The sequence below is a fragment of the Mycobacterium sp. SM3041 genome, from assembly GCF_039668335.1.
In the GTDB taxonomy this organism is placed as follows: Bacteria; Actinomycetota; Actinomycetes; order Mycobacteriales; family Mycobacteriaceae; genus Mycobacterium.
On the sequence record NZ_JAYXBQ010000026.1, the window covers coordinates 34,963 to 57,452 of the forward strand.

The 22,490-nt window shown below is 64.8% G+C and carries 20 protein-coding genes; 16 read left to right on the plus strand and 4 right to left on the minus strand.

Going from position 1 to position 22,490, the window contains the following annotated elements:
- Nucleotides 1-2: 2 nt before the first annotated feature.
- The gene (locus tag VXD91_RS07035) at nucleotides 3-848 is read right to left on the minus strand and encodes an NYN domain-containing protein (RefSeq protein WP_064857924.1); all 846 of its coding nucleotides are present in this window, start codon (nucleotides 846-848) and stop codon (nucleotides 3-5) included.
- Between the two features lie 82 nt (nucleotides 849-930).
- On the opposite strand from VXD91_RS07035, the gene VXD91_RS07040 reads away from it, so the two are divergent.
- The 4 genes from VXD91_RS07040 to gyrB all read left to right on the plus strand — a co-directional run bounded on the left by VXD91_RS07040 (nucleotide 931) and on the right by gyrB (nucleotide 6,129).
- Complete coding sequence (locus VXD91_RS07040; protein WP_346415048.1) at nucleotides 931-1,806, plus strand: formylglycine-generating enzyme family protein; 876 nt, start codon at nucleotides 931-933, stop codon at nucleotides 1,804-1,806.
- Between the two features lie 219 nt (nucleotides 1,807-2,025).
- Nucleotides 2,026-2,730, plus strand: a complete 705-nt coding sequence (locus tag VXD91_RS07045; protein ID WP_346415055.1) for a GntR family transcriptional regulator — start codon at nucleotides 2,026-2,028, stop codon at nucleotides 2,728-2,730.
- Nucleotides 2,731-2,800: 70 nt separating this feature from the next.
- Complete coding sequence (locus VXD91_RS07050) at nucleotides 2,801-4,153, plus strand: arylsulfatase (protein WP_212812464.1); 1,353 nt, start codon at nucleotides 2,801-2,803, stop codon at nucleotides 4,151-4,153.
- 35 nt (nucleotides 4,154-4,188) lie between these two features.
- Nucleotides 4,189-6,129: a DNA topoisomerase (ATP-hydrolyzing) subunit B gene (gyrB, locus tag VXD91_RS07055; RefSeq protein ID WP_346415049.1), complete on the plus strand. Its 1,941-nt coding sequence runs from the start codon at nucleotides 4,189-4,191 to the stop codon at nucleotides 6,127-6,129.
- Nucleotides 6,130-6,461: 332 nt separating this feature from the next.
- On the opposite strand, the gene VXD91_RS07060 is transcribed toward gyrB, so the two are convergent.
- Nucleotides 6,462-6,782: a DUF202 domain-containing protein gene (locus VXD91_RS07060; protein ID WP_346415050.1), complete on the minus strand. Its 321-nt coding sequence runs from the start codon at nucleotides 6,780-6,782 to the stop codon at nucleotides 6,462-6,464.
- Nucleotides 6,779-7,147 (minus strand): DUF202 domain-containing protein, encoded by a 369-nt coding sequence (locus tag VXD91_RS07065; RefSeq protein ID WP_346415051.1) that lies wholly within the window; start codon nucleotides 7,145-7,147, stop codon nucleotides 6,779-6,781. The genes VXD91_RS07060 and VXD91_RS07065 overlap by 4 nt, the downstream gene beginning before the upstream one ends.
- A 201-nt stretch (nucleotides 7,148-7,348) precedes the next feature.
- Between VXD91_RS07065 and VXD91_RS07070 the strand changes: the two genes are divergently transcribed.
- The 12 genes from VXD91_RS07070 (at nucleotide 7,349) to VXD91_RS07125 (ending at nucleotide 21,779) form a co-directional block, all read left to right on the plus strand.
- Nucleotides 7,349-8,800 (plus strand): ABC transporter substrate-binding protein, encoded by a 1,452-nt coding sequence (locus VXD91_RS07070; RefSeq protein WP_346415052.1) that lies wholly within the window; start codon nucleotides 7,349-7,351, stop codon nucleotides 8,798-8,800.
- Nucleotides 8,801-8,828: 28 nt separating this feature from the next.
- A complete protein-coding gene (locus VXD91_RS07075) occupies nucleotides 8,829-9,716 on the plus strand; it encodes an ABC transporter permease (protein WP_346415053.1) in 888 nt (295 codons plus the stop codon).
- Nucleotides 9,713-10,462, plus strand: a complete 750-nt coding sequence (locus tag VXD91_RS07080; RefSeq protein ID WP_226521088.1) for an ABC transporter ATP-binding protein — start codon at nucleotides 9,713-9,715, stop codon at nucleotides 10,460-10,462. The genes VXD91_RS07075 and VXD91_RS07080 overlap by 4 nt, the downstream gene beginning before the upstream one ends.
- A gap of 29 nt (nucleotides 10,463-10,491) precedes the next feature.
- Complete coding sequence (locus VXD91_RS07085; protein WP_346415054.1) at nucleotides 10,492-11,976, plus strand: SulP family inorganic anion transporter; 1,485 nt, start codon at nucleotides 10,492-10,494, stop codon at nucleotides 11,974-11,976.
- A 96-nt stretch (nucleotides 11,977-12,072) separates the two neighbouring features.
- Nucleotides 12,073-12,666: a serine/threonine protein kinase gene (locus VXD91_RS07090; RefSeq protein WP_346415056.1), complete on the plus strand. Its 594-nt coding sequence runs from the start codon at nucleotides 12,073-12,075 to the stop codon at nucleotides 12,664-12,666.
- A 397-nt stretch (nucleotides 12,667-13,063) separates the two neighbouring features.
- Nucleotides 13,064-13,264, plus strand: a complete 201-nt coding sequence (locus VXD91_RS07095) for a hypothetical protein (RefSeq protein ID WP_061007255.1) — start codon at nucleotides 13,064-13,066, stop codon at nucleotides 13,262-13,264.
- Nucleotides 13,265-13,485: 221 nt separating this feature from the next.
- Nucleotides 13,486-14,919, plus strand: coding sequence for a DUF3375 domain-containing protein (locus tag VXD91_RS07100; RefSeq protein WP_061007292.1), 1,434 nt, complete (start codon nucleotides 13,486-13,488; stop codon nucleotides 14,917-14,919).
- The gene (locus tag VXD91_RS07105; protein WP_061007254.1) at nucleotides 14,916-15,509 is read left to right on the plus strand and encodes a DUF4194 domain-containing protein; all 594 of its coding nucleotides are present in this window, start codon (nucleotides 14,916-14,918) and stop codon (nucleotides 15,507-15,509) included. Before VXD91_RS07100 ends, VXD91_RS07105 begins: the two co-directional genes overlap by 4 nt.
- The gene (locus VXD91_RS07110; protein ID WP_073695761.1) at nucleotides 15,502-18,885 is read left to right on the plus strand and encodes an ATP-binding protein; all 3,384 of its coding nucleotides are present in this window, start codon (nucleotides 15,502-15,504) and stop codon (nucleotides 18,883-18,885) included. The genes VXD91_RS07105 and VXD91_RS07110 overlap by 8 nt, the downstream gene beginning before the upstream one ends.
- Nucleotides 18,882-20,051 carry a DUF3322 and DUF2220 domain-containing protein gene (locus VXD91_RS07115; protein WP_073695740.1) on the plus strand — a complete coding sequence of 390 codons (1,170 nt, stop codon included), beginning with the start codon at nucleotides 18,882-18,884 and terminating at the stop codon, nucleotides 20,049-20,051. Before VXD91_RS07110 ends, VXD91_RS07115 begins: the two co-directional genes overlap by 4 nt.
- A gap of 154 nt (nucleotides 20,052-20,205) precedes the next feature.
- Entirely contained in the window at nucleotides 20,206-20,499 is a 294-nt protein-coding gene (locus tag VXD91_RS07120; protein WP_073695741.1) for a helix-turn-helix domain-containing protein, read from the plus strand.
- Nucleotides 20,499-21,779 (plus strand): type II toxin-antitoxin system HipA family toxin, encoded by a 1,281-nt coding sequence (locus tag VXD91_RS07125; protein WP_064857932.1) that lies wholly within the window; start codon nucleotides 20,499-20,501, stop codon nucleotides 21,777-21,779. Before VXD91_RS07120 ends, VXD91_RS07125 begins: the two co-directional genes overlap by 1 nt.
- Nucleotides 21,780-21,878: 99 nt before the next feature.
- Here VXD91_RS07125 and VXD91_RS07130 read toward each other — a convergent pair whose 3' ends face one another.
- Nucleotides 21,879-22,469, minus strand: a complete 591-nt coding sequence (locus tag VXD91_RS07130; protein ID WP_073695742.1) for a TIGR03086 family metal-binding protein — start codon at nucleotides 22,467-22,469, stop codon at nucleotides 21,879-21,881.
- Nucleotides 22,470-22,490: the final 21 nt, after the last annotated feature.

Consider the following 22,490-nt stretch of genomic DNA (forward strand, 5'->3'; position numbering starts at 1 on the left):
CGTTAGTGCGCGCTTTTCAGCCGCACCATGCGCGTGGTTGAGCTTTCGTCCAACTCGACCACGTCGGTGCGCGAGCGCAGGAAATCACTGAAAGACTTGAATCCCAAAGCCTTTTCGCTGAACGACGGGTCCATGCGCTTCATCTGCGCCTTGACCACGGAGTTGTGCAGCCACTCGACGTCGTCCTTCTCCAACCCGATGTGCAGCGCACGGGTCAGCAGGGCGGTGGCGGCAGCCTGGGGGTCGTGCTCGGGCTTGGTGCTGCGGCGGGCGCGCTTGGCCGGCTCGGGAGAAGGCTCGCGGACGGGTACACCGGGCAGGGCGTCGTAGGTGACGAACTCGTCGCAGGCCGCCGCGAGTGCCCGGCTCGACGACCCGGCCACCCCGATCCCCACGACGTACCGGCCGAGGCGCTTGCAGCGCTGGGCCAGCGGAATGTAGTCCGAGTCGCCGGCGGCGATGACGACGTGGGTGAGGTCGGGCAGCCGGAACATGTCCTCGACGGCGTCGACCGCGAGCCGGATGTCGGCGCCGTTCTTGCCGTACGCGGCCGCGGGGAAGAGTTGCACGAGGTCGACGGCGCGGCCGACGAGCTGCTGCTGGTAGCCCGCGTTGACCTCGGCGGACCAGTCGGCGTACGCGCGGGTGAGCACCAATGTGCCGAAGGACGACGCGAAATCGAGGACCGCGCCGACGTCGACCGTGGCCGTCGTCAAGCGGTCAGGATCGAGTCCCTTGGCCTTGTCCTTCTGAAAAGAGTTGCGGCCGTGGACCTGGTCGTAACGCGAGATGACGATGTTGTCGAAGTCCAGGTAGACCGCGACGCGGGTCGCGGCGGTGTCCGTCATGAGCCCAGTCTGGTGCATCGGGGGAGTGTCGAGGCGCGGAATTCGGCGGGCGCGTCGCGCATCGGCTGCTTAACCTGTCGGGATGCTCACGGAATTGACCGTCCTCCCCGGCGGGTCTTACCGCATGGGATCGCACGACTTCTACCCGGAGGAAGCGCCGGTGCATGAGGTGACGGTCGCGCCATTCTCGATCGAAAGGCACCCGGTAACCAATGCCCAGTTCGCGGAATTCGTGGCGGAGACGGGGCACGTGACGGTCGCCGAGCAAGAACTCGATCCGGCGCTGTTCCCCGGCGTCCCGGCCGACGACCTCGTTCCCGGTGCGTTGGTGTTCCAGCCGACGACGGGCCCGGTGGACCTGCGGAACTGGCGCGCCTGGTGGACGTGGGTGCCCGGTGCCTGCTGGAAGCACCCGAAGGGGCCGGGCTCCACCATCGAGGACCGGCTCGACCATCCGGTGGTGCAGGTCGCCTACCCCGACGCCGCGGCCTACGCCGCCTGGGCGGGTCGGCGGCTGCCGACCGAGGAGCAGTGGGAGTACGCCGCTCGCGCGGGCGCGACGACGGTGTACGCGTGGGGTGACGAGGTCCGCCCGAACGGGCAGCTGATGGCCAATACCTGGCAGGGCCAGTTTCCGTACCGCAACGACGGGGCCCTCGGTTGGGCCGGCACGTCGCCGGTTGGCACGTTCCCGCCCAACGGTTTTGGCCTGTTCGACATGATCGGCAACGTGTGGGAATGGACCCGAACCCGCTACGCGCCACGGCATCAGGCCCACGCCGAGGTGTCCGGCTGCTGTCCGCCGCCCGGTGGCGACCCGTCGGTGATGCAGACCCTCAAGGGCGGCTCGCACCTGTGTGCGCCGGAGTATTGCCATCGCTACCGGCCGGCGGCGCGGTCGTCGCAGTCGCAGGACAGCGCGACATCGCACATCGGCTTCCGCTGCATCGCCGATTGAGGTGGCGAAATCGGCGCCTAAACGCCGCTGCATAGTCCCTGGCCTAGGGCTTTACCTGCGATCAGGTGGCGTAACACGCTACGTATCGCCACCTGTGGTCATCGGTGGCACAGTGAGTTCATGACCCGCCGCCCGCACATCCCGCCGAAGGACTTTCCCCGTCCTGCGGCCCGGGAGTATGCGGGCACCCGCGCTGACGCGGCCCGGTGGGCGCGCGATGTGTTGCGCGGCCAGATTCTCGACGGCGTGTACGGCGGCCTGGCCGCGGCGCGTCCGCTGTTGCCGCCGGAGAATAGACTGGCCGCCGAATTGGGTGTGAGCCGCAACGCAATTCGTGAGGCTCTGGAACTGCTGCGCGGTGAGGGATTGATCACCCGGGTGCAGGGCGCCGGAACGTTCGTCACGGGCGCGAAGCTCAGCCAGCGGATCGACCGGCTGGAAGGCCTCGCCGAATCGCTTGCCGGGCATCAGCTTCCGGTGGAGAACACCGTGATGTCGGCGCGTGAGTCGGTCGCCTCGCCATTCGTCGCCGCGAAACTCCAAGTGCCCGAAGGCGCGCCGATTCTCTTCATCGAGCGCCTGCGGTCGGTGGGCGGGGTGCCACTGTCCCTGGACACCACGTCGTTGCGGATCGGGGCCATCCCCGTCGACGCCAATCTGGCCGACCAGGACGTCTTCGCGCTGATCGAGACTGAACTCGGGATGCGCCTGGGGTGGGCCGAGATCACCGTGAAATCGGTCTCGGCCGACGCCGACACCGCCAAGCTCCTGCAAATCCGTCCTTGCGCACCGCTTCTGCTGCTGCACCGGCTGACCCACCTCGAAGACGGCACCCCCTTCGACCTCGAGACCGTGCGGTACCGCGGCGACCGCTGTTCGTTGATCACCACCGCCGCAAGAGATTCCGCGCCGCCGCCACCGTAGTCGGCACTTCTGCAATCAATCACCCGAACCCCTTACCGATTAACGCAATCGATAGAGAGGTAGTACAGCCATGCCCGAACAACCCAACATCGTCTATTTTCACGTCGACAATCTCGGCATGGGGGAGCTCGGCTGCTACGGCGGCGGCATCCTGCGCGGCGCCGACACGGCCAGAATGGACGCCTTCGCCGCCGAATCTCTGAAACTGTCGCACTTCGTCGTCGAACCGCAGTGCACGCCAACCCGTTCGGCGTTGATGACAGGCCGGTACCCCATCCGGTCCGGCAACCACACCATCGCGCTCGGCGGCAACGGCGGCGGCATCGTCGCGTGGGAACGCACCATGGGCGACATCCTGTCCGAAGCGGGCTATGCCACCGCATGTTTCGGCAAGTGGCACATCGGCGCCGAGGACGGCCGCTGGCCGACCGATCACGGCTTCGACGAGTGGTACGGTCCGGCCCGCACCTACGACGAATGTCTGTGGCCCGACGACCCCTGGTACAAGGCCGAACGCGACGGCTACTCCTACATGTACGACGGCACCAAGGAAGGTGGCGTCAAGACCACCGACCAGCAGCTCACGGTCAAGCTCAAGGGTGAGGTGGACGGCGAATACGACCGCCGGGCAAAGGCTTTCATGAAGCGCAGCGTCGATGCCGGAAAGCCCTTCTACCTGTACCACAACCACTCGCTCATGCACTTCCCGATGGAGGTCCGCCCCGAGTTCAAGGGCAAGAGCACCAACGGCAACTGGGGCGACTCGCTGCTGATGCTCGACCACGACTTCGGCAGCATCCTGGACTACCTGGCCGAGCTGGGCATCGAGGACAACACCATCGTGATCATGGCCGGTGACAACGGCGCCGAGGACCATCTGGCCGGCCGGGGTACCGCGGGCTTCTTCGACGGCTCCTACTTCAGCTCTGCCGAGGGTGGCATCCGGACACCGTGCCTGATCCGCTGGCCCGGTCACGTGCCGGTGCGGGAGAGCAACGAGATGGTGCACGTCACCGACATGTTCCCGACCCTGCTGCGCTGGGTGGGCTGCGACGTGCCCGACGACCGCATCATCGACGGCATCGACCAACGCGAATTCTTCGGCGGTGCAGAGGAATCCAAGCGTGACGGTTGTATGGTCTGGCTCAACGAGGAGCTGCACGCGGTGAAGTGGTCACAGTTCAAGATCAACTTCAAGCGGCAGCAGCACTTCCACGACCCCGAGATTCCGCTGGGCTTCGCCCGTATCACCAACCTCCTCGAGGACCCGAAGGAACGTGAGGCCGTCAACCAGACCTGGGTGCGGTGGTGGGTGATGCAACACGCCTACCGGTTCATCCAGGAATTCGAGGCCAGCGTCGAGACCGAACAACTCATCCCGGCCGGGGCGCCCATCGATTTCGTCCCCGCCCGCAATCAATAGCACCAGCCCAGCACGGCCCCCGCACGCCGGGGGCCGTGCCCGCTTGTCGAAGGAGTGCAGCCGTGTCCAGCTATGGCGCCCAATCGATCACGATCCTCGAAGGGCTCGACGTCGTCCGGAAACGCCCGGGCATGTACATCGGGTCGACCAGCGAGCGCGGCCTGCACCACATGGTGTGGGAGGTGGTCGACAACGGCGTGGATGAGGCCATGGCCGGCCACGCGAGCCGTGTCGATGTCACGCTGCTCGCCGACGGCGGCGTCGAGGTCAGCGACGACGGCCGCGGTATCCCGGTCGCGATGCACGCCACCGGGATTCCCACCGTCGACGTCGTGATGACCCAGCTGCATGCCGGCGGCAAGTTCGACGGCGACTCCTACCAGGTGTCCGGTGGCCTGCACGGCGTCGGCGTCTCGGTGGTGAACGCGTTGTCGACGCGGCTCGAGGTGTGCATCCACCGGGACGGGTACGAATGGTCCCAGCACTACGACCGCTCGGTGCCCGGCACCCTGCAGCAGGGCACGCCGTCGACCCGCACCGGCACCACGGTCCGATTCTGGTCGGACCCAGAGATATTCGAGACCACCGAGTACAGCGCCGAGACCATTGCGCGCCGCCTGCAGGAGATGGCATTCCTCAACAAGGGGCTGGTGCTGTCGCTGACCGACCGGCGCCGCGATGACGCCGACACCCGCGTCTTCCACCACCCCGGCGGGCTGATCGACTACGTCCAGCACCTCAACCGCGTGAAAGAGCCCATCCAGCCGAGCATCATCGCTTTCGACGGCGCGAGGCCCGGCTGCGAAGTCGAGGTCGCGATGCAGTGGAACGCGGGCTTTTCGGAGTCGGTGCACACCTTCGCGAACACCATCAACACCCACGAGGGTGGTACGCACGAAGAAGGTTTCCGCGCGGCGCTGACCTCAGTGGTGAACAAGTACGCAAAAGACAAGAAACTGCTGAAAGACAAAGACCCGAACCTCACCGGTGACGACATCCGGGAGGGACTGGCCGCCATCATCTCCGTCAAGGTCGCCGAGCCGCAGTTCGAAGGGCAGACCAAGACCAAGCTCGGGAACGCCGCGGTCCGCTCGTTTGTGCAGAAGGTCTGCCATGAGGAGCTGACGCACTGGTTCGAGGCGAATCCGGCGGAGGCGAAGGTCATCGTCACCAAGGTGGCATCGTCGGCGCAGGCCCGCGTGGCCGCGAGAAAGGCGAGGGAGCTGGTGCGGCGCAAGAGCGCGACCGAAATCGGGGGTCTGCCCGGCAAGCTGGCCGACTGCCGCTCCACCGACCCGACGAAGTCGGAACTGTATGTGGTGGAGGGCGATTCGGCCGGTGGCTCGGCCAAGAGTGGCCGGGACTCGATGTTCCAGGCGATCCTGCCGCTGCGCGGCAAGATCATCAACGTCGAGAAGGCGCGCATCGACCGCGTGCTGAAGAACAACGAGGTCCAGGCCATCATCACGGCCCTGGGCACCGGTATTCACGACGAGTTCGACATCTCCAAGCTGCGGTATCACAAGATCGTGCTGATGGCCGACGCCGACGTCGACGGTCAGCACATCTCGACGCTGCTGCTGACCCTGCTGTTCCGCTTCATGAAGCCGCTGGTGGAAAACGGCCACATCTTCCTGGCCCAGCCGCCGCTGTACAAGCTGAAATGGCAACGCAGCGAACCGGAATTCGCCTACTCGGACCGCGAGCGCGACGGCCTGCTCGAGGCCGGCAAGAAGGCCGGCAAGCGCATCAACACCGACGACGGTATCCAGCGCTACAAGGGTCTGGGTGAGATGGACGCCAAGGAGCTGTGGGAGACCACCATGGATCCGTCCATCCGCGTCCTGCGTCAGGTGACACTCGACGACGCCGCGGCCGCCGACGAACTGTTCTCGATCCTGATGGGTGAGGACGTCGAAGCGCGCCGAAGCTTTATCGTGCGTAACGCCAAGGACATTCGTTTCCTCGACGTGTGAGGGACCAGCGTTTATCTCACAAAGACAAACCCTTGTGTCCAGTTCCACATGTGCCAAAGGGGTACCGGTCTGTGTTGGTCGACATCACTTCGCGTTGATTGGCCCGCACGTCGTCTCTCCCTGCGGCATGTGCGGTCTGGACCCGTCAACGTGCGCTGACGATGTCAACACAGGCTGACCTTGTCAGCCTCAGCTGACAGCTCCGGATGCGACATGATGAGCACAGAGGTCCGGCCGGCTCATCAGGTGGACGCAGCGGCATCGGTCAGGTCAGCGACCCGTCAGACTGGCGACACCATCGAGGAGGAGCGACGGCGCCAAATCGAGACGCCCTAGCCAAGCGGCATGAGGTACATCAGCACCAGCATGCCCTCGGCGATCACTGCGAGACCGACCGCCAGCAGGTACCGCATCGCAGAATAGTGTCCGCGGGCCAACTGCCGGCGCCGGCTCGCGCCGAAGCCGCACACCACGGCGGCGAGCACCGCGACAGCGGCCACGAGGACGATGCGCGTCGCGTCGTGACCGCCGTGGAACGTATCGGCGTTGCGCAGCAACACCAGAACACCCGAGGTCGCGATCGCCAGCCCCGTGCGATTCCACGCCAGCGCCGTGCGTTCGGACTGCAGGCCGCGATCCGGGGCCAGCGTCATCGCACCGTGGCGCTGAGCGCCAGGACGACGGTGATCAGCCCGATCAGCGCCAGGCCGGTGGTCAGGAAGGTGGGGGCGGAGGCCTGTGGCAGCGGCTCGTCGTTGCGGATGGCCCGGTCCACCTGGCTCCAGCGCCGCAGTCCCGCGACCGCCGTCAGCACGGCCATGGCGCCGACGCCGACGCCCAGGACATGCCGCAGGCCCGGGATGGCCAGCTCCGGCATGAACTGGACGACCGCCACCGCGGCGGCCATCAGGCCCAGTGACGTGCGTTGCCACGCCAGGAACGTGCGCTCATTGGCGAGGGTGAACCGGTAATCGGGCTCGATCGGGGTACGCGCGGACGTCACGCTCGAAATGTCCATGCGTACAAGGGTTTCCGAAAACTCTGTGTCATGCCAGGGCATCCGAGGTGGCGTAACAGAGCCTTAATTCACGGTGTCGGCGGCGCGGCGCAATCGGTCCAAATGGGCATCTGAACTGCGGTTTCCACCATCAAAGATGGCGTAACTACCGCGCAACCTCAGATGACAGCGAGGTAACAGAAACGGTTGACCCTTGTGGACATGGACAAGCAACAGCGCACTGGCAGCCCTTGGCAGGCCCGCTCGGTTGCTCTGCTGACCGCGCTCACGGTTGGTGGGGCCCAACTGCTGACGGGGTGCGGCCTGCTGTCGGAACCGACCGTCGTCGTCAACGTCGGCTACCAATCCAAGACCATCAACACCGTCAACGCCGGCACACTGCTGCGCGACCGCGGCGACTTCGAGAACCAGCTCAAAGAACTGGGCGCGGCCACCAACACGAAGTACCGGGTGGTGTGGCAGGACTTCGCGTCCGGTGCGCCGCTGACGGCGCAGATGATCGCCACCCACGTCGACATCGGATCGATGGGCGACTACCCGCTACTGACCAACGGCTCCAAGACCCGCAAATACGATGACGCGGCAACGGAATTGGTCGCCACCACCGGCTACAACCTGCGCGGCTCGCTGAACCAGGTGGTGGTGCGGTCGGACTCATCGGCACGCACCCTCGCCGACCTGAACGGTAAGAAGGTGTCCACCAGCCTCGGCTCGGCCGGCGACGGCATGCTGTCCACCGCGGTGAGAACCGTTGGCATCAGCAAGGACTCACTGCACATCGTCAACCAGGATCCGTCGGTCGGCGCGTCGTCCATCGACGGCGGCCAGGTCGACGCCCTGGCGCAGTTCGTGCCATGGCCGCAACTGGTGATCTACCGCAACCAAGGGCGGCTGCTCTACGACGGCGGCGACAACAACGTGCCCACCTTCCACGGCGTCGTCGCACGCCGGCAGTTCGTCGACAGCCATCCCGAGGTCATGGCGGCGTTCCTGCGGGCCATGAAGAGCACCACCGACGAGATCGTCGCGCACCCGCTCAAGTCGGCCCTGCGGGTCAGCGCGCTGACCGGGATCGAACCCGAAGTGATCTATCTGTACAACGGCCCCAACGGCTTCGTGAGCTTCGACATGACACTCAAAGATCCGGTGCTCGCCGCCTTCAAACCGATCAAGGCCTACCTCGTCGGGCGCGGCGCGGTGACAAAGGATTTCGATGTTCCCAAGTTCATCAACGACGGATACCTGCGGCAGTTGTTCGGACCCGATTACGCGCAGCGGCAGGCCAGCGTGGCCAATCCGATGACCCTCACTGGCTTCGACGACGTGTGCGGACTACCCGTCAACGACGCGGCGCAGGCATCCGAAGTGTGGGTGTCCGGCACCGAGACCGCGGTCTCCGCCACCCCGACCTGCCTGCTGCGCCGCCTGGCCGCGACACCGCACGTCCGGGCCGCCTACGTGCCCGACACCTTGACCGGGCTGCGCATCTTCGCCGATCACGCTGTCTGGCTTGACGATCCGGCTGCGCCATCGACCCAGCGGTACAAGCCCTTCGCCACGACTGCCGGTGCGGACACGTACCGGACCACCCACCCACAAGCAGCCCCCGTCGGCTACGCCGCTGCCATCGGGCAGTCCCGCACCGCCGGCTGATCACACCATCAGGAGAGAAAGGAAACGCATGACCGAGCTCATGACCAGACCCACGTTGGCCGTCCCTCGACTGTGGTCACCGGCGAAACGGACCGGAAAACCGATGCGGCACAAGATGGCTGATCTGCTGTCGACGTCCGCCGCACGCCGGGTGCCGGCGCTGCTGCTGCCGCTGATCCCGATCGCCGTCTTCCTGACGCTGTGGCATCTGCTGACCGCCCACAACGTCGTCGCCTGGCTGCGCTTCAACCGGATGCCGGCACCCGAGGCCGTGTTCCACACGCTGCTGACGCGGGCCAGCTCGGGCGGCTTCTACGACGACCTGCTGGCAAGCCTGCAACGCATCCTGCTGGGCTTCGGTCTGGCGGCGGTGGTCGGCATCGGCTTGGGCGTGTTGATCGGCCGGTCGGAGATCGCCCGAATGACGTTGCGGCCGTTCATCGAACTGATCCGGCCCATCCCGGCGATCGCGCTTGTGCCGCTCACCATCCTGCTGTTCCCCTCCAGCGAGCAAGGCATCGTGTTCATCACGTTCTTCGCCGCGTTCTTCCCGGTGGTGGTCAGCACCATCCACGCCATGGACTCCATGCCGAAGGTGTGGGAGGAAGCCGCGCAGACCATGGGCGCCGGCCGAATGTCGTTGTTGCTCCACGTGATCATCCCGGGTGCGCTGCCGGGTATCTTCGCCGGACTCTCCGTTGCGATGGGCGTGGCCTGGATCTGCGTGGTCAGTGCGGAGATGATCTCGGGGCAATACGGCATCGGGTACTACACGTGGCAGGCCTATGGATTGCTCGACTACGCCGGTGTGGTGGTCGGCATGATCTCCATCGGCGCGCTGGGACTCGGCACCGCGTGGTTGGTGGAGCGGGTCGGACGGCGGGTCAACCGCTGGCTGCCGAGGGCCACCCGATGAGCGCCGGCGCTGTCGATCTGCAGCAGCTGCAACTGGGCTTCAACGGGGTGGTCGCGGCCAACATCAGCCTGGCCATCGAGGGCGGCGAAGTGGTCGTGTTCCTCGGTCCGTCCGGCTGTGGCAAGTCGACCATCTTGCGGGCGCTGGCCGGGCTGCTCAAGCCCATGGGCGGCACCGCCACGGTCGACGGGGCACCGGTCACCGGCAATGCGGCCCAGTGCGCCATGGTGTTTCAGGAGGACGCGCTGTTCCCGTGGCGCAGTGCGCTCAAGAACGTCGAGTTCCCGCTCAAGCTCCGTGGCGTGCGCGGCAAGGAGCTCAAGGAGACGGCGACGGCCCGGCTCGAGCAGGTCGGGCTCGGCGCCTACCTGCACCACCTGCCGAGCCAGCTCTCGGGCGGCATGCGTCAGCGGGTGCAGCTGGCCCGCACCCTGGCCTGCAAGCCGCGGGTGATGCTGATGGACGAGCCGTTCGGCGCCCTGGATGCGCAGACGCGGCTGGAGATGCAGCAGTTACTGATGTCGGTGTGGGAGGCGCATAAGATGACGCTGCTGTTCGTCACCCATGACGTCGACGAGGCGCTGCTGCTGGCCGACCGGGTCGTCCTGCTCAGCCACCGGCCCGCCACCGTCGCCGACGTCATCACCATCGAGCAACCCCGCACCCCCGAGGCGCAATTCGAGGAGTCCTACCAGCGGCGCCGCCGCGACATCTTGGACTTCCTCGGTCACCGCCCGGCCGCCTGACCAAACTGGCTTCCCGCCAAGGAGATTCGATGAGCATCACCCTGCCTGGGTTCCGCGCGCCCGCATCCCGTCCGGATCGGCCATCTCTGCGCTCACCCGCCGTGCTGCGCACCGAGGTGCTGGCCGGCCTGGTCGTCGGGCTGGCGCTGATCCCGGAGGCCATTGCCTTCTCCGTCATCGCGGGCGTCGATCCCCGTGTCGGGCTGTTCTCATCGGTGACCATGGCCATCACCATCGCGTTCGCCGGGGGACGCCCCGCCATGGTGTCGGCCGCGACGGCGGCGGTGGCCCTCGTGGTAGCGCCCGTGGCGCACGAGCATGGTGTCGGCTATCTGGTCGCCACCATCGCGTTGGCCGGGGTGATCCAGATGCTGCTGGCGTTCCTCGGGGTGGCCAAGCTGATGCGGTTCATCCCGCGCAGCGTCATGGTCGGCTTCGTCAACGCACTCGCGATTCTGGTGTTCGTCGCCCAGCTGCGGCACCTGATCGACGTGCCATGGCTGGTGTACCCGCTCACCGCGGCCGGCATCGCGTTGATGGTGCTGCTGCCCAAGCTGACCACCGCCGTGCCGCCGCCCCTGGTCGTGGTGCTGGTGCTGACCGTCGCGGTCGTGGCCTTCGGGTGGCACGTGCCCAACGTGGGAGACCAAGGGGCCCTACCGGATTCGCTGCCGCTGCCGGGCATTCCGGATGTTCCGTTCACCCTGCACACGCTGCAGATCATCGCGCCCTATGCGGTGGGGGCGGCGCTGGTCGGGCTGCTCGAATCGCTGATGACGGCCAAACTCGTCGACGACATCACCGACACCGGGTCCAACAAGACCCGCGAGGCGTGCGGGCAGGGCATCGCCAACGTGGTGACCGCACTGTTCGGCGGCATGGGTGGTTGCGCGGTGGTGGGGCAGACGATGATGAACGTCAAGATCGCCGGCGCCCGCACGCGGCTCTCGACGCTGCTCACCGGGGTGTTCGTCCTGATCCTGGTGCTGGCCCTCGGGGACCTGGTCGGCCGGATCCCGATGGCGGCCCTGGTCGCGGTGATGATCGTGGTCTCGGTGGCCACCTTCGACTGGCACAGCGTGGCGCCGCGGACGCTGAAAGTGTTGCCGCGCAGCGAAACTCTTGTGATGGTCATCACGGTGTGCGCGACCGTCGCCACCGGGAACCTGGCGATCGGCGTCGCGCTCGGTGTGCTGGCCGCGATGGTCGCTTTCGCGCGCCGGGTCGCGCATTTCACCTCGGTGTCGTTGATGGAGCCGGGGACGTACCGGGTGAGCGGCGACCTGTTCTTCGTATCGAGCAACGATCTGGTTCATCAGTTCGACTACGCGGGTGACCCCGCCGACGTCGTCGTGGACTTGTCGGGCACCGCGGTGTGGGATGCCTCGTCTGTCGCGACGCTGGATGCGATCCGGATGAAGTACGCGTCGCGCGGAAAGACGGTGCAGTTCGTTGGTCTCGACGACGCGAGCTCGGACCGGCTGAATCGGTTGTCGGGACGTCTCGGAATTTAGCGGCCAGCGGCCGCGCCGTTGCGCCAGAATGGAGGCGTGAACGTGAACTGGCGAGGTGTCCTCGGTGTCGTTGTCGGGCTGCTGATCGGGCTGCTCATGGGCGGACCGATCGCCGGCCAGGCGCACGCCGCCGCGGCCGCGCCCGCCGGGGACGTCATCTCCATCGGTGACCCGCACGCGCTCGGGCAGATCGACCTCTACCTGGATCCCATCTGCCCGTTCAGCGGCAAGTTGATCCGGTCCGACGGCGAGGAGCTGGGGCGGCGCATCGACAGCGGCGCGCTGCGGGTGAACGTCCGCTTGGTGAACTTCCTCGAAAAGTACTCGGCCAGTGGCACATACGACCGGCGCGCGATCTACGCAGCCTTCGTCGCGGCCGGCGAATCGAAGTCGAGTGAGGTCGCGTGGCGCTTCATCCAGCAGATCTTCTCGAAGGAGAACCAGCCACGCGAAGGCGGCGACACGGACCTGAGCAACGACCAGTTGGCCGAGCTGGCTGGTCGGGCGGGTGCGCCGCAGTCGGCGCAGGACCTGATCCGGCTCGGCCTGCCCGTCGGCTACGACGCCAAAGTCATCGCCGCCAACAACCTCAAGCTTCTGCATGAGTTTCCGGAGCCGGGGGTGCCGCTCGTCGTCATCGATGGGCAGGTCGTCAACGACGAGGAGTGGCTGAGTCGGCTGCCGAGCTGACTGGCGGCAGTCACCGTTCCTGCGTCACGGCAGCCCGGCCGCTGGTGCCGGGCGTACCGGCGTACGTAACGGGCGGCACCTGGCTCGTCTGGGGCAGGTGGTTGCTCTGGCTTGCTACGTCGAGCGTGGCGCTTGGCGTGGTCCGTCGCGGCGTGTCGGCGCAGTAGGCGTCACGTTCGGCGCAGGGCCCACGCGCCACGTACCCGACGTCAGCCGATCGTGTCGGGTACGGGGGCCTCGTCGTTCCTGCCGTGTCCCCCGATCGGAGGACAGGAGTTTCACCCGGCGCAGGGGCCGGTCGGCGGATACAGGTCGACGGCTGTCGGCGGCATTCTTAGTTCAACACCGGAACACACCGGAAAGAACTTGAAAAGCCTTATCCGCCAAAGGAGTCGACATGAACATCACCCGCCGCATCGCCGCCGGATTCGCCCTCGCCGCCGCGCCGGCCGTCATCTTTCTCGGTGCCGCCACCGCGCACGCCGACGTCACGACCGCCAGCAGCCCTGTCGGCACGCACCACGCGTTCCCGCACCAGCAGAACGCCCCGCAGCCTGGCAGCCCGGTGCATCACCACCACCAGCACAACCACCGCTGAGACTTTCTGTCCCTGCTGAGGCCGCCCCTGTCATCGACGGGGCGGCCTTACGCAGCTTGAGTGGTGGTGTGTGCACAGGGTGCAGGTCGGCTACTTCGCGATGAACACCTCGGTGTCAACGGAAGGTATGGGTCGATTCCGGCCTGATGTGTGCGGGCTACCGAGCGTAGATTTTGGGCAACGGTGTGATGCTGTCGGTGCGCCTGCCTACCCTCGATAGCGTGGACTATCAAGAGGTCAGTGCGTTGCGGGAGCGGCATCCTGCCTGGCGGCTGCTGCGTGCAGGCAATGCCACGCTCATCCTGTCCTTCCTAGGGGAGTTCTTCGTCGAGGGCAATCGTGGCGCGTGCTCTGCCAGCGAGGTCGCCGGTGCGCTCGATGAGCATCTTTATGCGCTGAATGCCGACGAGGTCCGGTACCCCAAGGAGCCGCGCGCCTATCTGGAAGATTGGGCGGCTACGGAGGCTGGATACCTGCGGCGGTTCTACCCGCCAGGCGACGACGAGGTTCACTACGAGGTGACACCGGCATTCGAGAAGTCCTATTCCTGGGTTCTCAATCTGCGGGGACGGTCCTTCGTCGGCACCGAATCGAGATTGCACACCGTTGTCGAACTACTGCGTCAGATTGTGCACGGAACCGAAGTTCAACCCGAAGTGCGGACGGCTGAATTGCGTCGGCGCAGAGCTGAACTCGATGCGGAGATCGCCTCGATTGAAGCGGGCAACGTTCCCATGTTGGACGCCACCGGCGTACGTGACCGCTATCAGCAGTTGTCGGCAACGGCCCGCGAACTGCTGGCGGATTTCCGCGAAGTCGAAGACAATTTCCGGTTGTTGGATCGAGCCGCGCGCGAGAAGATCGCGGCTTGGGAAGGAGCTAAGGGCGAATTGCTCGCGGAGTTGGTTGGTAGCCGCTCGGAGATCGCCGGCTCGGATCAAGGACGCAGCTTTCAAGCGTTCTATGACTTCTTGCTCTCCGAACAACGCCAGACAGAGCTGGCCGATCTGCTGGCCAAGGTTACCGCTCTCGACGCGATCGAACCCGATCAGCGGAACAACAGCGTCAAGGGAATCCACCATGACTGGTCGGAGGCCGCCGACAGGGCGCAGCGCACGGTCCGGCAGATCTCCGAACAGCTGCGACGTTTTCTCGACGATCAAGTCTGGCTGGAGAACCGCCGTGTGTTGGACCTCGTCCGGGCAGTGGAGACGGCCGCCCTTGAGGTGCGCAGGAACCCGCCGTCCTTCGGTCTTGAGGTCGACGAGCCGGGCATCGAAATCGCACTGCCCTTCGAGCGTCCGCTGTATCAGCCGCCGGTGGCGGTTGCTGTCGAGAGTCACATAAGCGAAGCCACCGAGCAGGTCGACGCCGCACTATTGTTCGACCAGACGTACATCGACCAGGTACGACTGGCCGAGACTATCCGCGCTGTGCTACCTCGCAATACATCAGCACTGCTATCCGATGTGATCGCTGCTCACCCGATTGAACAGGGTGCGGCCGAGATCGTCGGCTACCTTGCGCTGAACGATGAGGATGTGAGCATCGACATGGATGAGACCGAGGAGACCATTCTGGAATACGTGGACGTTGCCGATTCCGACCTCATCAAGCGCGCCAGACTACCTAAAGTGACGGTGCGACGGCGATGAGTACGGACCGTGATGTCGCGGCCACCATCATCCGGCTAATGCAGGGTGTCGTCTACCGCACCTCCGACGAGGACACCTGGCTGGTCCTAGAACGTCAGGGTGCCGGTGTGCGTGACCATTTCGCCACCATTGGCGTCGACGTCGTTACTGATGAGGCCGAGGGTTACGCATACCTGCGTTCGCGGTCGGAGGAAGAAGGTGTGGAGGCGCTACCGCGTCTGGTGCGCCGGCGGGCGCTCACCTACAACGTCAGCCTGCTGTTAGTCCTGTTGCGCAAACGCCTGGTTGAATTCGAAACCAGTGGTGGTGAGGGAAGATTGGTTCTCAGCACTGACCAGATCGTTGAACTGCTGCGACTGTTCCAAGCGGAATCCACGAACGATGCCCGTGTTGTCGACCAAGCAGAGGCCACAATCAAGAAGGCTGCCGAGCTCGGGTTCCTGCGACAGCTCCGCGGTCAGCGCGATCATTGGGAGGTGCGGCGCATCCTCAAGGCCTACGTCGATGCACAGACCCTAGCCGACTTCGCCGGCAAGCTGCGCGAGTACGCAGGGCTTCCTGTCGGCGATGAGCGAGCGAACCGTGAGTGAAACTCTCTCCGACGCAGTGGAACTCGTTGATGGACAGCGAGCCGGATACCGGCTGCAATACGCCGAAGTCTATAACTGGGGAACCTTCGACGACCACGTATGGCGCTTCACGCCCGGTACCGATACGGCGCTGTTGACCGGTGACATCGGCTCAGGCAAGTCAACGATAGTCGACGCGCTCACGACCTTACTTGTTCCCTCGCACAAGGCCGCCTACAACAAGGCCGCCGGTGCAGACGCCAAGGAACGTACGCTGCGCTCCTACGTCGAGGGTCACTACAAGTCCGAGCGCAACGAGACCACTGGCAAATCCCGCCCAAAAGGCTTGCGTGAGAACAAGCGCACCTACTCGGTGATTCTCGGTGTCTTCCACAATCACGGCTACGACGAGACGGTCACGCTGGCCCAAGTGTTTCAGCAACGCGAGAGTACCGGTCAGCCGTATCGGTTCTTCGTGACCGCGATCAAAGAGCTGTCGGTCGCCGGTGATTTCGCTGATTTTGGTACTGACTTGCGCGCGCTGCGCCGACGCCTGAGGGCGGCAGGCGCGGAAATTTTCGACGAGTTTCCCAAGTACGCGACTTCGTTGCGTCGTCTGCTCGGTATCCGATCGGACCAGGCACTAGAGCTGTTCCATCAGACAGTGTCGATGAAATCCGTTGGCAACCTCAATGATTTCGTCCGTGATCACATGTTGGAACCGAGTGACTCGACTGACCGGGTTCGTGACATCATCGGACACTTCGACGACCTATCCAAGGCTCACGACGCCGTCAAGCGGGCCCGCGAGCAGCTCGAGGCTCTCCAACCTATCGTGGAAACGGCGGCCAAGTACGACGCTGCACTTGCCGAACGCGACGGACTCGATCATGAACGGTCCGCAGTCAGGTCGTACATCGCAGAACTTCGGTCCGGTCTGCTCTTTGCGGAGATCACGCGGCTCGAGGCAGAGGGCGCGGCCCTGTGGGCGCAGCAGGATGCGGCCGAATCGGAGCAGCGACGGCTAAACCACGAACGTGAATCCCTGATCGAACAGCGCGCGAAGGCGGGTGGGGATCGGATCGGAGAGCTGGAACGACTGGCCGCCGAGGCACGCGCTCAAACAGAAGCACGCCAACAGACCAGGGTCCTATTTGATGCCGCCGTCTCTGACGCTGGCCTGGACTCGGTCTCCGACGAGCGGGCGTTCGCCGCGCTGTCAACGTTGGTTGGCGCCGAACGTCCCCGCTTGACCAATCGGAAGCGCGATATGGACACGGCCGTTGTCGACGCGATCGGACGGGAGCGAGAAATTCGACGAAAGTGCGAGGTCCTTACAGGGGAGATCGGCAGCCTGGAACAGCGCACCAACAACCTGCCGCATGAACAAGTGGCCATCCGGGCCGAATTGTGTTCCGCGCTGAATCTGACGCCGGGGGAATTACCTTATGCCGGGGAGCTTCTCGACGTAGACGACGAGCACTCGCAATGGCGAGGCGCTGCCGAACGCGTGCTCCGGGGGTTTGCGCTGTCCCTGCTGGTGCCGCAACGACATTATGACGCTGTCGCCGCATGGGTGAATGGACGCAGTCTCACAGTTGCGGGGCGGGGAGCCAAGTTGGTCTACGAGCGAGTACCGGCGCACCGGGTACGGCTGCAGCCGACGGTCGAGGATGGGCTGCTGCTGGCTGACTGCATCGATGTGCGGGAAGGGCCATTCACGGAATACCTCCGCCACGAGCTGATGAAGCGGGCCAACTTTCGTTGCGCGGCGACACTCGATGAGTTCCGCAATCATCCCCGCGCCGTCACCCGTGAGGGACAAGTGCGCTCGGGTGACCGGCACGAAAAGGACGATCGACACCGCGTCGACGATCCGCGGCGCTGGGTGCTGGGCTGGATCAATGAACGCAAGATTGCCGCGCTGCGCAACGAGTTGACCGAGCTGCAACAGGAGCATTCGGAGGCAACCGATGTTGCTACGCAGTTGGGCGAGCAGAGGGAGGCGCTGCAGCAACGGCTCGATGCGTTCCTGCGCGTCGAGGGGTTCCGCTCGTGGGCCGACCTTGATGTCGACGAGGCTGCGTCGCGTGCCGCGGCACATGACGCCGAACGTGTCCGTTTGCAGTCCGGTTCGTCGCGGTTGGAAGAGATCACCCTGGCGCTGGAACACAATGCTGAGCAGTCCTCTGCCGCAACGAAACTGAGCAGGGAGATCACCGGGCGGCTCGCCACCACGGCGGCGTCCGTGCAGCGCGCGAAGCAAGACCGTGCGCGGGACGACGATTTCGTCGCTGCTCAGCCGGAGCGTCAACTGGAAACCGCCCGGGCGTCGTACCACGCACTCGACGAACGCCTCGGGGAACGCCGGCCCAAACAGGCAGCGCAATGTGCCGAAATCGAGACGACACTGTCAGCGGACCTGCATCGACGCATCGAGCGGCTTTCTGGTCAACTAAGTGGCCACGCGCTGAACCTGACTCAGTACATGAGCGAGGTGCTGCGTCGGTGGCCCGAGCAGCGCGCCGATATGGACGCAACTGTAGCTGCTCGCGGCGACTTCCTCGCGTTTCGTGACCGCGTCGCTACCGACGACTTGCCGCGTTTCGAGAGCGAATTCAAAGAACAGCTGAATAAGAACGCCATCCAAGAACTCGCCGGGTTCAATAACTGGCTGGGGCGGCAGGCGTCAGCCATCGATGAGCGAGTCGACCGGATCAACGATGCGCTCGGCGCAGTGCCATACAACCCGGGCCGCTTCATTCGGTTGGAGAAGGAACCCACCACTAATCAGGATGTCGCACAGTTCCGTTCGGATCTGCGTAGCCTGACCAACGACATGCTGGCTGTCGACGGCGACCAGTACTCGGAGCAGCGGTTCCTGGATGTGAAGAGGATCATCGAGCGGTTCCGTGGGCGGGACGGTTACGCTGAATCGGACAAGAACTGGACCCGCCGGGTAACCGACGTGCGCAACTGGTTCGTCTTCTCGGCCTCCGAACGCGACGTGGAAACAGACGTCGAGTGGGAGCACTACAGCGACTCGGACGGCAAGTCCGGGGGGCAGAAAGAGAAGCTTGCCTACACGATTCTGGCGGCCTCACTGGCCTACCAATTCGGCCTCGAATGGGGAGTCTCACGGTCGCGTGACTTCCGATTCGCGGTGATCGACGAGGCGTTCGGACGCGGTTCGGATGTCTCCACGCGATATGCGCTGGAGTTGTTCGCGACGCTGGGGCTGCAGCTGTTGATTGTTACGCCGCTGCAGAAGGTGCACGTGATCGAGCCGTATGTGAAAGCCATTGGGATCGTGGATAATCCGGGCGGTACATACTCCCGGCTACAGACCATGACAATCGAGGAGTACCGCAGCCGTCGTGACGGATCCTCGGTATGAACGCTGCTTGGACCTCGGCTGAGGATGTAGCCGCACGGGTCAGGCGTCGGTGGGATGACGGGTCGCTACTGCGGAGCTACGCCAACGCCGAGCCGTTCGCGCCGATCGAGGTGCCGCTGCGCGGCCCCACGCTTGCTCAGATCGGTGACGACATCGCTGCCGCGCGTGATTGGGTCGTGGCCTTGGACGGTGGTCGCGGCAACGACGTCCGTTACGCGCTGGAATGGAAGACCGTCGGCGGCAGACAGATTGGTCGCAATGCAGTACCTATCCGCGCGGTGGTTTCTTCGTACGAACAGGCTTGGACGTTGCTTGGCGTGGTGGCGACAGTCCGCCGTTTCGATAGACTGCTGACGCTGACGGCGCAGCATAAGCCTGTCCGTGACTGGATTGCTTCGTACCCGCACCGTGCTCTGTCACTGGTATCGGAGATGCCGCGCTTGGTCGCAGCGTACGAGTGGCTGGACGGTCACAGGCACTCACAGCGATATCTGCGGGAGCTCAGCGCCCCCGGGGTCGATACCAAGTTCGCCGAGCGTTATCGGTCCGATCTGGCTGGAATGCTTGGTGTTTCGTCATCGCCTGGCGGATTTCTGGCTGATTTGGGCCTGCGGGCCAAGCCCAGTCTTCTGCGGTTGCGCCTTTCGTCGTCGTTGGGCCTTCCGGTACCGCTGACTGAGGTTGCAGCACGGACCGACGAACTGGCGCAGTTGGACGTGCAACCGCATGTTGCGCTGATCATCGAGAACGAGATCAGTTATCTCAGCGCTGCGGTACCTCCAAATGGTGTGGTGATCTGGGGCAAGGGTTTCGATGTCGACAATGCCGGGAAGCTGCAGTGGCTGGCCGGTGCAGACGTCATTTACTGGGGTGACATCGACACGCATGGATTCGCGATACTCGATCGTCTGCGGGCCTGGCTGCCAAGCGCGCGCTCGGTGCTGATGGACCGGGAGACCCTGCTGACGCACCGCGATCGTTGGGTGAGTGAGGATCGTCCGGCAAAATCGCTACTCACTCGACTGACTGCTGACGAGTACCGCCTGTACTCCGAGTTGGTCGAAGGGGGGTTGGGGGACGGCGTGCGCCTCGAGCAAGAGCGGGTGGACTGGTCTTGGGTCGAGCAGCGGTTGCGTCTCACGCAGGAGCGCACTGCAGAGTCGTAGGCTCGAAGCTGGGACCTACAGTGCACCGCTGGTGCGTGAGTGGCCGAGTCGCACCGCTTCTGAAGTGCGAAGAGTTGTCGAACGGCATCTTTCGCGAATGTTGTCGAGCGGCTACAATCTGTGATGTTGTCGAACGACTACATGAGGTGTCGAAATGCAAGTCAAGACGATGGGTGATCTTGGTGCGCTCGTTCGTTCGGCGCGTACCGCCCGCGGGATGACGCAGGCCGATCTTGCGGCGCAACTGCACACGAGCCGAGATTGGGTAATTCGTTTGGAGAAAGGGCACCCGCGGCTCGAAGCGCAACGGGTTCTCGACGCTCTGCGTGTCGTTGGTATTGACCTCCACGCCGCTGTTTCCGGGACACCGTTGAAAGCTCCTTCGAAATCGCAACGGCAAGTTCCCCGTGACCCGTTTGACGCGCTCTTCGGCCCGAAGAAGGCGTAGTGGCGACTCGAACGTTACGCGTGTACCTTGACGGAACTCCTATCGGAACGGCCGCGCAATCGTCGCAGGGCGCGCTGAGTTTCAGCTACGACGACGAGTACCTCGAACAAGGTGATCCGACGCCGTTGTCGTTGTCGTTGCCGGTCCTGTCAAAGCGGCACCGGGACAAGGCGGTCCGCGCATATCTTGAGGGCCTGCTGCCTGACAGCGAAGGAGCGCGACAGCGATGGGGACGCGAGTACAACGTGTCGCCGAACAATCCGTTCTCGTTGCTCGCGCATGTCGGTCGCGATGCGGCCGGCGCAGTTCAGATTCTTCCGTCTGATCTCGACCCGGCCGATGCGCGTGATCGAACCGGTGACATCGACTGGCTCAGAGATACCGACTTCGCCGAGCTGGTGCGTGACCTCGCTACCCATCAATCCGACTGGGACCCAGGGAGATTCGGGGGGCGCTGGAGTCTTGCCGGCGCCCAACCAAAAGCAGCGCTGTTCCGTGACCCGGCGTCAGGGCGATTCGGTATCCCGCGTGACGCCACGCCGACGACCGTGATCGTCAAGCCTGCGATCGCTGGTTATGCCCGTCACCACATCAACGAGGCGCTGTGTCTGAGCGCCGCCGGTGAGGCTGGTCTACTTGCGGCTGGATCCGAGGTAGTCGAGATCGCTGACGTTCAGGTACTGATCTCGATGCGCTACGACCGGCTTCATGACGGGACCGCGTGGCGCCGGGTCCATCAAGAGGACATGTGCCAGGCATTGTCGGTACACCCCAGCTTGAAGTACCAGTCCGACGGAGGGCCGGGCGTGGGCAAGATCGCGGATCTACTCGCCAGGCTCCCGATCGAGGACCGCGAGGTCAATGCCGAGCGCTTCTTCAAAGCTCTGGCATACAACGTGCTGATCGGCGGAACGGACGCTCACGCTAAGAACTACTCGCTGGTCCTCATTGGCGCGCGGGCGCAGGTATCGCCCCTGTATGACGTAGCGTCGGCGGCACCGTACGACCAGCATCAGCGGCTGCTGTCATCGATGAAAATCGGTGACCACTGGAAGATGCTTGACGTTACGAATTCTGATTGGCGCACGGTAGGCCGTCGACTCGGGCTCTCCGGGGACCGGGCCGTGGCTTGGGTTGATGAACTTCGAAAGCAACTTCCTGGTGCGTTCGAGCGGGCGGTTGCTTCGCTGCCGGTGAGTGCGCAGGCAGAGGCAAAACGCATGGGGGACCGGATTGTTGAGCATATTGCTGGAACCTGGAGGCCGAGCTTGAGTAGTTGAGTGCGACGTCCTCGACAGGCCGGACAAGTTTGGACCCTGCGAGACGCAGTCTGTGGCGCGGGTACCGCTCGACTCATGCGCCAGGGCTCTGGTGAGCCCTTACGCACTGGGGCTGACGGTCCTGCCGAGGAACGCCAGCAACTTGGTGGTGCGCGACGCGCCCGCCGGCGCGGGCTGCTCCGGACCGAACGCGCCCGGGCGCCGGAGCATCTGCGCCGGCACCGAGTGGACCAGCCCCTCGGACAGGGTGAGCAGGTCGTCGGGCAGCTCGATCGACTCGCCCAGCGACTGGCGTAGATCCCAGGTGTGCAGGGCCAGATCGGCAATCGGGAACAGCAGCGCGCGGCGCAGCGGAACCTCGCCTTGCGGGGACTTGCGCGGGGCATCGAGATCCGCGGTGGGTAGCGCGTCGCGCAGCCGAATTGCCAACGCGCTCAGTTGATCGGCGGGGTTGCCGTACATCCAGTCCGACGGTGCGGAAGGGCCGTCCCAGAGCTCGCCGTCTTCGGCGAGCACGATGATTCGGGTGGCGCTGCCGGTCGCGTGCGCGACCAACTCGCGCACGGTCCAGTCCTGCAGGATCGACGGATCGTCCCAGCGGTCGGCGGGAACGTCACGGACGGCGGCGGTGAGCAGGTCGAGGGCCTCGACAGCCAACACGCCAAGCTCGGGAGTCGTGTCTTCGCTCATAAGGGCCACGGTACGAGCAGG